An 11,913-nucleotide genomic window follows, 5' to 3' on the forward strand; every position below is an offset into this window, starting at 1 on the left:
TATATTCAATGGGCTAGGAACTTGTTAGACACCTCTATTAGAAACTATCGTTGACTTAGAAGCGATACTGCGAAAAGTCGATTTACAATACCCACTTACCTATTCAGTCGAAATGAATAAGTTAATACCGAATTTAAAACTAATTATATTTAGTAGTAGCAATCATTATCCCCTTTCTAGAAGAAGCTACTTCCCAAGTTTTCACTTGCTATTCAATTCACCTAACTTTTTAGAGATTACATTAACAATATCTAATATTGGTAAAGCCCCATCGACAATGAAATCTGAATTTGGTTTTATCGTTTTTAACATTTCTAGATAACCTCGTCTACCATAAGAGATATAATTTTTCATTTCCAAAATTATATCTTCACCAGTAGAATGCTTAAAATCTCTTGTAACTCTTCGTGCCATTGCAACATCCAAAGGAGTGTCGATAAAGAATGCACTATCAATATGCTTGCTTATTTTCGTATGTTTATAGGCAAACGGATAATCTAGAACAATATAATCCAAAGATTCATTAAGTAGTCCTTCTAAATCTTTAATTAGGGGAGTCAAATTCCATTCATCATAATTAGCTCCTCTATCTACCCAATCTATTATGTCAACTGGTCCTTCAAAATCGTAATTATCAAAATATAGTATTTTTGAAGATTGTAAACTTTCGGTTAGCTGTGTAGATATTGTTGTTTTCCCTCCTCCTGATACCGACGCAATGGCTATGACATGTGGAAACTGTTCTCTATTCATAAATTCACCTCTCTATCTTTTATCTTATTATACATTACTATTGGAATATTTTGTTACTACACGAATCTAGCTTACTAGTACCTTTTAGGGTAGTTTTTTATAAATAAAAAGACGACTGCTCATTTCGAACAATCGTAATTTATTGAAATCCTGTTCTATTTTTTACTTTGACGAGCCCATATCACGACTGGAATTAATACGATCGACAAAATCCCTCCGACTAATGATAATGTTGAATAACTTGAGCCAGCTACAATCATCCCAGACAAGGCTCCTCCAGCAGCGCCTGACAATGCTATTAGAACATCCACTGTACCTTGCGTTTTAGCCCGTGTTGAAGGTTCTGTAGAATCAACGATAAGAGCAGTTCCACTTATCAACCCAAAATTCCAACCTAAACCAAGGAGGGAAAGAGCGATTACTAGTAGAATCATAGAATCTCCTGGTGCAAATGCAGATATTAAACCTGCGACAAGCAAGGTAATTCCAGAAATAATTGCCATCACGATCCGACCAAACTTATCAACAAGAATACCTGTAATCAAGGAGGGAAGATACATGGCACCTATATGGAAACCAATTACTAGCCCCACAGCACCTAAGTCATGCCCATGATGTCTCATATGAACTGGCGTCATAGTCATAATTGCTACCATAACAATTTGAGTTAGCACCATAATGGCTGCACCGACGATGATACCTCTTTTGTCTTCTGTATATTCTCTTGTTGTCGAAGCCCTTGTATCATTAGACTTCTGGTTAGCTTCAATACTTCTTGCTATCACTAATGGGTCTGGACGAAGCATGATGAAAAGGACAAGACCAGCTAAAATATATGCCGCTGCAGCTAATATGAATGGACCAGCAAGCGACGGAATCCCAATAGAAAAAGCAAAATTCCCCATTACATTGACTAAATTAGGACCAGCAACTGCACCAAATGTTGTGAAAACCATCGTTATACTAATAGCAGTTGCCCGCTGTTTATTATTTGCTAAGTCCGTGCCTGCATATCGTGCCTGTAAATTTGTTGCTGTCCCTGCACCATAAATAAGCAAAGAAATAAATAATAGAATAATGCTATTTATGATGGCTGAAACTATGACCCCTATTGCTCCAATCCCACCAATGATAAATCCAGCTGTCAGACCAATTCGACGGCCATAACGTTGTGAAAATCTGCCCACAAATAAAGCTGCTCCTGCTGATCCTAGTGTAAACAAAGCTGTAGGTAATCCAGCAAAGGCATCTGTACCTAGCATTTGCTGTGCAAGAAGAGCCCCAACCGTAACTCCCGCTGCTAAGCCCGCGCCACCAAAAATTTGTGAAATACTAACAATAAATAAAGTGCGTTTATATAAAGATTTTTGTTTATCTGCTGAATCGATGTAACTTTGTAACTGATCCGATTGAACGTCAAACACATTCTCTACCTGCCTTTCTAAATATCCATGCTTCTAATAATAACCAACTAGATTTTAAGTCATCATAACATGCAATAAAAAAGCCACACAATATTATAATTGTATGGCGAACAATTTTAGTTTAGATTATCTAGCAAATCTTTGATAATTCTTAATCCTCGTTCGAGTTCTTCTAGTGAATTTGGTGCACATACAGAAATCCTTACCGCTCTATCAGGATTGCTATTTCCAACGACAAAACGTTCAGCTCCATAAAGCTGTACCCCATTTTGTGCTGCCAACATTTCAAATTGAGCACCCGTTATCTTTCTAGGTAATAACAACCAGCGAAAAATCCCAGTTTCATCACCAAGACATGTATAATCTGACAAATATTGATTCAACAGTCGATTTCTCCTTATGTTTTGTTCTCGATGCCTATCGATCAAGTTTTCAAATTGATTGGATACAATCGTTCTAGCCGTAAGTTCTGCTAATAGAGGAGACACTGTTATATTTAAATTATAAAGAGCTTTAGAAATAGTTTCCTTAAATTGGCTCGGCACAGCGACATATGCTAATCGTAATCCTGGCGCTAATGATTTTGATAAACTTGCAATATAGATGACCTGTTCTGGAGCAAATGATGCGACTGCTGGTAAGGGTTTTTCGTGGAGAAGATGGTACGATGCATCCTCAATCACAAACTGGTTATACTTTTTAGCAATTTCGGCAATCTGTTTCCGATTCTCTACCGACATAATAGTAGTCGTTGGATTATGATAGTCTGGAATTAAATAAATTCCTTTTATATTATCATTTTTACAGGCATCTTCAAAAGATGTTGGACTCATTTCATAATGAATGGACTTTATTGGCACAATTTGTACACTGAGCATAGCTGCAACTGTTTTTAGACCGGGATATGTATGTTCGTCCACACCAATTCGTTCTCCTGGCTTGCAAAGACTTGCCAAGGTAGCTGCTATAGCATTTTGTCCCCCATTTGCAAATAAGATATGATCCACTGTTGTTTTAAAACCACCCCGGCGAATTAGCTTAATAGCTGCATCCTTTTGCCAATGGCTTTCGCCTGAGCGACCATAGCCAAACCATTTTTCATAATCTGCTTCTTGGACCATCCTTTTAAGTTGGAGCATCAATGGCTCAAAGGAATCATTATCTGGCAATGTAGCACCCATTTCTATCAGATGGATTGGCTTTATATCTTCTAGTAAATAAGCATTTGATACAGCATCATACGAAACAAATGTACCGCTTCCTACAGATGCACTTAACAAGCCTTTCAACTCACAAACTTTAAAGGTCTTTGAAATAGTACTCAAATTTAAATCTAAAAAATCTGCTAGTTCTCGCTGTGGAGGGAGTTTGGTTCCAGGTAATAAAGTTCCCTCTAAGATGTCCCGTTCCAATTGTCTTGCCAACTCTATATAAATTGGCTTTTTCATTTTATCAATAGATGGCTTCCAGCTCATCGGATAGTTTTCAAAAGAATTAATTGGCATAATTTACACCTTTTTAATCCATTATATGATCAAAATATTTGTAAAAGCAATTGGTTTTCTAACCTATTACATTGTTTCCAGATTAAACTTTTTTACGCCCCTATTCTTCTTAGCTTTATTTAAGAATGGGATCTTTTATATTAAAAACTAATAACAATCCCTGTTTTATCATCAGATTTTTTAAATCTTGGATATTTTAAACACTCTGGATCAGAATCTTCTAACTTAATTAATTCCAAAGCATATTGTTCCATACTTTTTTCAAGAATTAAATTAGTGATATACTCCCAATAATTTATTTGAGTGGGAACTATTTCTCTTGGCAATAATAATCCGTCTGTTACTAGTATTAAATGCTTTAATCTATTCCGGTTTATCTTCCCGTACTCTATGTAGTTAATGGCTTCTGGTTCGCCATTTAAAACACCATATCCATCTTTAGAATTACTTTTTTGCCTGTTTGAAAGGAGAATATCTTTAACTTTTGTTAATAAATCATCCCTTTTCGTTATTCCTTTATTTATATACTCCTTCCACTTTACGATTGCACCTTTCTCTAAATGGCTTACTTGGAGACGTGTTAATGGTCTAATCTCATTGTTATCTACATAAACCGCTAGAATCATACAGTCACCAGTCTGAACATATTCTATGCTATTCTCCGATACTTTTATAACTGCTAAAGCTGTTCCCCATAACTGTTCTTTCTCCAATATATTAATATTATTATTTAACATTTTCTTTTTTAGTGTATCATTTATCATTTTCACATCAGATAGAAGAGACTTACTATTTTTAATTGTTTCAAAATAACTTTTTACTTCATTAGAAGCTATGTAGCCACCAGTACGATTATTTTTATCTTTTGTTGGTACTAATGAAGAAACACCGTCAGCAACCCCAAACACTTGAGCATCGTTATTAATTATTAACGAATCTTCGTTTAACTCACTTACTCCTTTACATGTTATATGTGCTATTTTCAAAGATATCCCTCCATGAATTAATTGGCTTACAATACCTACAAAATCAATTTTTCCTTCTCGGAAACGTATTGGTAGGTTCATTATGAACTTTCATTTTATAAATAATTTATTTTTAATCGATTTTGCATCAGATATTGTATTCATTTATAAGTTCTGTAGCAAAGATCCTTATTCCTTCCTGAAAAAAAGTTAATAAGGAACTGGTTCGCTCTAAGGAAAATATCTCCAAATAACTTTAAATATGTTTATTGTTTAAATCATGATCTTTCTGTTATATACTTATAGTTCATTATGTATGATTTTTATCAAACTAAAAAGATAAAACTAACTATTGATAGATATGTAATCGCACAAGAAAATCGGAGATGATAGAATGGCTAAAGGTAAAGGTGGAACAGGCAGGGGAACTGGTAAGAAGGGATGGAATCGTTGGCAAGCTAGTGCAAACAAAGCCAAGAGTAATAAACCCTACAAAAGTAAAGGTGTTAAAAATCGCAAAAATACTGAGAACGCTAATAATGGTAATACATCTGAAAAATAGTTCTTATTAGTTAAATAACGATAAGTGAAAAAGACATGTATATAAAGTATTAATCGATTAAAATCAAAAAGGACACTTGCTAACTAAGTGTCCTTTTTGATCTACCATTTAAAATGTTTGTGTTAAACTATTGGACTCTCTCCTATAAAGTTTCCTTCCATTAAAGATAAAAACACATTAAGCAGCAACTCTACTTTCTCCGATTTACCTTTTTTAACTTTAAACCTTGTTAATTCAACGTTCATGTTTCTCCCCCTGTTTCGCCTATCCTATACAATGTCTACATACAAATTTCAGCAGAAAACAGTGCTATTTTAAAATTAAGGTAACAAGCATTACTCTGTCAAAGAAAAGATACCTAGAAGAAAATTATGTTCACCTAAGCATTTTATTTTACTGTTGTGTAGCCTGATTTTCTTCCCAATATAATTTACTGTAGACGTCCGCAAAAGCTTCTATGCTTCGCGTCAATTCTGCATTTGTATTATCTACTCCACCGACTTCTAAAAGAATAGCACGATCAGAAAAATTCTGATTATAAACCCCATTGCCTAGTTCATATCCTTTTGCATAAACACCTTTTGAAATTCCAGGATATTTTTTCTTTAGCGCATTATGCAATTTTGTTGCAAATTGCTCGTTCTGCTCGTAATTTTTATTTTCTTTTCCTATAATAAATAAGAGTTTAGCGTAGTTTTTTCCGTTAATATTTGCTGTTGTTTGTTTTTTTCTAGCTGAATCACGATGTATATCAATTAAGTATTTTAAATTACCATTATTATTAATTGCCGTTTCAACTACTTCTTTTGAAACTGTATAAGAATAAGTATAGTCCCATTTTCGGTCAAGGATAACCTGATTGATATTTGTCTTATCTAACTCAACGCCTAACCCTTCTTGTTGAAGCAATTCTGAAAGCTTGCTACTTACTCCTACTACATTTGCTCGTTCATCTGCACTGACTACATTATCATTATTTTTTGTGTTTTTTAGCAATGGGAGATAAGCTTCAAAATTATGCGAATTGTAAATAAATACAGTTTTATTTTTTGGTTTTGTTATAGCCCTATTACGATCCTCTTTAGTCGGCTGTTCTTCTTTTTGCTCTTGCTCAGCCTTTTCTTCATCTACCTCAACTGGATTTTCTAACATTTCCTTAGATGGAATGGATTCAAATGGTAAATCTGCAATAGTTGTCCCTTCCTCAGCGACGACTATTTCTGTATGAAAGAATGCTAAAGCTGGTAGCTCTCTCCCCAATAATGTTCTTATATCATCAAAATGGATATTTGATGATAATGGTAGAAAAAAATTAGAAAGAGAAAACTCTCTTGCTTCTGATGGGGGAAATAAATGATTCTCACTATGAATGAATTCCAAATACAATTCTGTAGAATTTATATCATTTAGTAGATTAGCAACATTATTGGAAGTCAATTTAAAAGAAAAAAAAGATGTAGTAATTAAAGCTATTAAAATAAAAACTAAGATAATACCTAGAATAGTTATATGTAAATACCTAATTAATGATCGACTTTTGGAATTATTCATACTTTTCCCCCTTTCTCTTCAAAGGTAGTGTCAAAACTTCTATGAAAAAGTAACCTGAAGTCTTTTTCTTCTTTCCTTTTTGAAGTGGAGAGGCTCGCAATCGCTCTTGACAAACACACCAATGGTTTGAATTCAGGTTATCAAGGGCGAAGGGGACAAAAGAAGGCATGCCAAATAAGCCCTTGATTTTTTCCATTTTAAACCATTGGCAAGTTCGGTTTGTCAAGAGTTCGCTCCGCCGATTGCTGGTTCAGGGCTCAGCTAAACAAAAGCTAGGTTGTTTGTTCTATAATCCAATCTTGAGCTAATCCAATTAGCTTAGTCCATCTTGCTGGCATATTGGGAAGCTGAAGTAACTCTGGATGAATCACAGGTACTTTTCCTTCTAAGGCTGAATGAGGCCGTAGAAAGTTAAAGTATGCGACAAACAAAGTGACGAAAGAAACAGATCCATGATCAGATCCAAACCCATGAGTCGAGCGATAATTTCCTTTAAACGTTCGATTGAGTCGTTCAATAATTTGCTTGAGTGGTCGGTATTCTGTTGATACTGGATCTTCGTTGGTTAATCCAATGACTTGCTTCACATCAAACGAAATATCATGTTGGGCAAAGAAATGTTGGGCTAATAGGTAAATCGGATTGCCATCTACAATAAACGTGAGGTTTTTAGGGATTTCCTTCATCTTTAGAAGAACCTCATCGATAGCCAGAATGGCTGACTGAGTATCTCGATTAGGAGAAACAGGATAAGACAGAATAATCTTTTTTACGGCATCAAAAAAGAAGAATAAATAATGCCAGCGACCTTTCACTCGAATGTAGGTCTCGTCTCCACAGAATTGATCAGAAAGCTCATAAGGATAATGGTCCACATAAGGTTTAAGCATCAGTGCTACGCTATTTTCGTAATTCAAAATGCTTTGGTGGGAGATGGATACACCATGTACATCCTTCATGAGTGCAGCTGTTTTACGGGCTGACAACCCATAGTTCACATGGTAGGTCAAAATCAGTCCCAATGTATGTGGCGACACATATAGTCTTGATAAATCTAACTTTGGTTTCTGAGGTGAACGCTTCGATAAGGGTTGGTAATCGATACGAAACTGACGGAAAATATAACGCATTTTAAATGCCTGTGGATCCTTTTTAAACTGTTTTTTCTCTTTTGAAGATAGTCCATTTTGTTTCTTTTGGTAATAAGAACAGTCGTTGTTTTTACACTTGAATACATCGAAATCTTTTCTCTCTTTGACCTTTTCAAGCGTTTTAGCACAGTGAGGACATTTTAAAATTGCCTCTTTTGAATAATGATTTTTTTGGTTAAACAAACATGTACACACCTTGCATTGATACTGTCCCTTGTCTCCGTTATTTGCATAAAGAAAATCAGATGGAGCACCACACTTTGGACATTTTATGCTGGAAGGAACAGTTGTTTTTGAATTTGAGTGTCTTCGAACAGGTTTAAGGGGTTTCCCATTTTTCTCCTGATACTCATTCAAAAGAAGTTTATAATCAAACTTTTGTAGGGTTTCGATGATTGGGAGGTCGTCTACCTGTAGTTTTCGATAAGGCTTATTTACAGGTTTTTCTACAGGTTTATCAAACATACTTTTCCCAATCAAAAGAGTTAATAATGTTCGAATAACCTGATCTTGGTACTTAATAAAAGTAAGTAAATAGGTTATAATTTGAGGGTACAATTTGTCACTTCCTATTCTAGGTTGTTGGGTGTGTGGTAACCTCAATTATCCTTAGAATTCAGGGGGTGGCAATTTTTTTGCTCAAAAAGCCCTCTATTATAGGATATAATAGCCTATTTCTATATAAAGTTTTGACAATACGTCTTCAAAAACATATGATGTATTACTATAAAATAGACTAGCGTTCTTCCAAATAATTCAAAAGAACAGCTTAGAATCGTCAATCTATAGTTTTATTTTAAAATTTAAGATGGATGTATGAAGAAACCACCATTACCAGTTAATGTGAAACTACACAAAAAAACGCAATACCTTAAGTATCACGTTTACTTTGCATTGCATAAATATTTTAAATGTATAAATTAAAATATTCCCTCTAATTTATCTCTCTTCTTTTGAAATAAAGCCGTCATAAAGTCTGGTACACCAATAGTGTACTCTAATGGTTGAATTTTTTATTAATAATATATTCTCTTTGTTTTCAAGGTTCTTGCAAACAATCTTTTTCAGGAACGAGTTTTACCTGTTTCCAATCTTCATTGCTTTCCTTACGATACTGAATAATTTCTATATCCGTGCCATTCGTTAAAGTAAAGAAAATAATACAATAGTCAGCTTCATCGGTGCCTTGAAAGTAAATATAATTCACATAGTCTTTTTTTATTGTAGGATATCTTTTCTTAATCAGCTTGCACCATTCTCCATATTTTATATCAATAGCTGCTTCTGCATCATGCTCCCAAAGATGGTAGGGTGCACATAGAAAATCTTCGCGAATTTGTTGGTTTGTATTAATTCGGTAGCCCGAATGTTCATATATAATCTCCATAAATCCATACGAATACCCAAAATATTCAGCCGTGAAATCTATGGAACCTACAATAGTTTCAATTTCATAAAAAAAACGTATTGCCTGTTTTTCAGTAGCTATTTTGGAAAGCTTGATTAAACTCGTATGTCCAACTCCAGCAAATGTTTGTACGTACTCCTTATAACTTACTTTCTCTTGATATTCTTTTGATAAGAAATTATAAGCAATTGGAAATGGCATATGTCCTTGACCAACCGAACCACAGCTTCTACCTAACAGATTTCCTGCTTCCAGTAATATACGAAAATAATTTAGAATAGTGTCTTCAGGTGTTTTAGTTAATTCAGCAGGTAACTGTATTTCATTATATGTTTTACCATAAAAAGGATTAAAAAACTCGGACGTTAATAGTCCAAGATTTAATGCTGGTAATCGAGATGGACGAAAGTATTTTTGATGATACTCAATATTTTTCATATTCATAACCCCCATTATACTTTATGGAGGTTATGAATATTGGTGAAAAGTTTCCTTATTACAACAGTTAGAAAGCACCAAATAAATCATTATAATCATGTAATATAACTTAATAAACGATCAAATGTATGAATTTCAGCATATGGTTTTATTTTCGTATGATTCTCCGTTCTATAAGGATTGAACCATATCCCCTTTATATTTGCCCTTTGACATCCGCCAATATCTTTTTCTAAGTCATCTCCTACGAATAATGTGTCTTTCGGCAATACATTAAGCTTATTTAATGTTAATTCAAATATTTTATTACACAGCTCGATCAAAACTAGTCTATAATCGTCTATTTAACTTCCATTATTAATCTTCTGCTATGCGCTTAATCCATTCTAACTTTCTATCCCAATCCGTAGCTAGATTTGCCATCCACTCTGCTGTTGAAGACAGTTGCTGTGGACAGTCTCTTGAAATATACTGACTTCAACTTCATTTAGTTTGTATATAATAATTTCCTAACCATCCGTTTTTACAATGGGAAAGGTCACTGTAACCTCTGTCCCTATTCCTTCCTCGCTCCAAAAGTTAATCGTTCCATTATATTTTTGGACAATGTTATAACAGATCATTAAGCCTAGTCCTGTTCCTTTGGCTTTTAATGAGTAGAAAGGGGTTCCTATCCTCTCTAGTTGTTCTCGGTTCATTCCTGAACCGCTATCGACTATCACAATTTTCACTATATCCTTTTCACTTGTTACTTTTACTCGAATTGTATCTCCATGATGTGAAGCTTCAATCGCATTTTTTAATAAATTCACAAATAACTGCTTAAACTCCAAGATATTACATTGGATTTTGTATTCATTTTCAATTTCTAACTCAATATGAATAGTATCAACCGACGCATAGGTGTTTAATAAGTCCATCACAGTATGAAGTGAAGGGTTGACTGATACAATCTCCGTCTTGGTTTCCACAGGCTTTGCGAGTGATAAAAAATCAGAAATAACTGTTTCAGCGGCTTGTAACTCATCCAACATCAGCTTGTAATGCTTTTTGATATGCTCTGGTATCGAATGATCATTTTCATGCAGTTGGATAAATCCTTTTACTACCGTAATAGGGTTGCGAATTTCATGGGCAACAGCTGCCGCAAGCTGTCCAGTTGTCCTTAGCTTTTCATCTTGCTTAACTTGAACGTAATATAACTCTTGATCCTTCATCTTTTTTTGGAAGAGAAGGAAGAGGAAAAGTAGCATAAGCTGTGTCCCAAGGAAGTTAATGGCTACTCCATAGTAATCCAAATAGGTGTATGTATGTATACTACGTGTGTCATACATCATCAAGTAGATAATAATGCTAACAGTTATCGTAATATTACTCAGCAATGTTACATAGAACAATCTAGTATGTAGAAACAATATAGGGATTACTGGGATAAAACTAATAAGTAATAACGATGCAAATCTGTCAGGAAATCGTAAAAACATAAAGAAAAAGTATGCAGACATGAAAAAAGTAATCGCAGCTCTAACATTTATTGAATCTTTATTCGGAAAAATTATTAATAGAATTGCAATACATGCTACAAATAAAAATTGAAAAACTAAAGAAAGAGAAATAATTCGTCCATCTTCTTCGTAAATTAATACTAACCCTGCACTCATTAATATAATTAACAAGCTAATAATAAGACGATACAGCTTAATACTTGGTAAAAATTCATTGTCTATCATTTGAAAAGTCCTCACAATACTATTGTATCTTATTATATTATAGAAAAAATGTTTATTTGGATACGTAGAAAAGCGATATCTTAAAAGGTACTCACCTTGTAATCTTTTCCTCTTTGCCTTCTGGACCAAGCTCTTTAAGTTTTTATTAGGCTGTTTTCGTAAAGTTTGTTGCGATTACCCGCAGCTGGAATACACTTCGCTTTCCGTGGGGCGAAGCTTAAGCCTCCTCAGCTTCGCCTCCGGGGTCTCAGACTGTCTCGCTAATCCCACAGGAGTCTACGTGTATTCCGGCTGCTTCATTTTTCCAATTAATTCCTTTTTTCGATTAAAAAACAACAATTCTTTAGAAAACAGCCTTTTATTATGAGTTGTCCATCATCTTAATGAAAAAACGTACCCAGGTAGTTGAGCTACTCACTATGTAAA

General features: G+C 34.3%; 10 protein-coding genes and 1 pseudogene. 1 reads left to right on the top strand and 10 read right to left on the bottom strand.

Going from position 1 to position 11,913, the window contains the following annotated elements:
- Nucleotides 1–201 precede the first annotated feature (201 nt).
- The 4 genes from NST60_RS00135 to NST60_RS00150 all read right to left on the bottom strand — a co-directional run bounded on the left by NST60_RS00135 (nt 202) and on the right by NST60_RS00150 (nt 4,668).
- Nucleotides 202–753: a hypothetical protein gene (locus tag NST60_RS00135; RefSeq protein WP_016204980.1), complete on the bottom strand. Its 552-nt coding sequence runs from the start codon at nt 751–753 to the stop codon at nt 202–204.
- Between the two features lie 155 nt (nt 754–908).
- On the bottom strand, nt 909–2,177 hold the full coding sequence (locus tag NST60_RS00140) for an MFS transporter (protein ID WP_341097907.1): 1,269 nt from the start codon (nt 2,175–2,177) through the stop codon (nt 909–911).
- A gap of 116 nt (nt 2,178–2,293) precedes the next feature.
- Nucleotides 2,294–3,682, bottom strand: a complete 1,389-nt coding sequence (locus tag NST60_RS00145) for an aminotransferase-like domain-containing protein (RefSeq protein ID WP_341097908.1) — start codon at nt 3,680–3,682, stop codon at nt 2,294–2,296.
- A 140-nt stretch (nt 3,683–3,822) separates the two neighbouring features.
- A complete protein-coding gene (locus NST60_RS00150; RefSeq protein ID WP_040344263.1) occupies nt 3,823–4,668 on the bottom strand; it encodes a protein phosphatase 2C domain-containing protein in 846 nt (281 codons plus the stop codon).
- Nucleotides 4,669–5,041: 373 nt separating this feature from the next.
- On the opposite strand from NST60_RS00150, the gene NST60_RS00155 reads away from it, so the two are divergent.
- Nucleotides 5,042–5,209: a DUF3934 family protein gene (locus tag NST60_RS00155; RefSeq protein WP_084668780.1), complete on the top strand. Its 168-nt coding sequence runs from the start codon at nt 5,042–5,044 to the stop codon at nt 5,207–5,209.
- A gap of 122 nt (nt 5,210–5,331) precedes the next feature.
- Here the strand turns inward: NST60_RS00155 and NST60_RS00160 are convergent, their stop codons facing one another.
- The 6 genes and pseudogenes from NST60_RS00160 to NST60_RS00185 form a co-directional block, all read right to left on the bottom strand.
- The gene (locus NST60_RS00160; RefSeq protein WP_263479867.1) at nt 5,332–5,454 is read right to left on the bottom strand and encodes a hypothetical protein; all 123 of its coding nucleotides are present in this window, start codon (nt 5,452–5,454) and stop codon (nt 5,332–5,334) included.
- 148 nt (nt 5,455–5,602) lie between these two features.
- Nucleotides 5,603–6,760, bottom strand: coding sequence for a stage II sporulation protein P (spoIIP, locus tag NST60_RS00165; protein ID WP_101731297.1), 1,158 nt, complete (start codon nt 6,758–6,760; stop codon nt 5,603–5,605).
- Between the two features lie 272 nt (nt 6,761–7,032).
- Nucleotides 7,033–8,469: a DDE-type integrase/transposase/recombinase gene (locus NST60_RS00170; RefSeq protein WP_016205479.1), complete on the bottom strand. Its 1,437-nt coding sequence runs from the start codon at nt 8,467–8,469 to the stop codon at nt 7,033–7,035.
- A 481-nt stretch (nt 8,470–8,950) separates the two neighbouring features.
- The gene (locus NST60_RS00175; protein ID WP_341097911.1) at nt 8,951–9,757 is read right to left on the bottom strand and encodes a hypothetical protein; all 807 of its coding nucleotides are present in this window, start codon (nt 9,755–9,757) and stop codon (nt 8,951–8,953) included.
- Between the two features lie 95 nt (nt 9,758–9,852).
- Nucleotides 9,853–10,062, bottom strand: a pseudogene (locus NST60_RS00180) (HAD family hydrolase); the annotation flags it as partial.
- 204 nt (nt 10,063–10,266) lie between these two features.
- Entirely contained in the window at nt 10,267–11,487 is a 1,221-nt protein-coding gene (locus NST60_RS00185) for a HAMP domain-containing sensor histidine kinase (protein WP_341097913.1), read from the bottom strand.
- Nucleotides 11,488–11,913 lie beyond the last annotated feature (426 nt).

The organism is Niallia sp. FSL W8-1348 (assembly GCF_038006745.1).
In the GTDB taxonomy this organism is placed as follows: domain Bacteria; phylum Bacillota; class Bacilli; order Bacillales; family Cytobacillaceae; genus Niallia; species Niallia alba.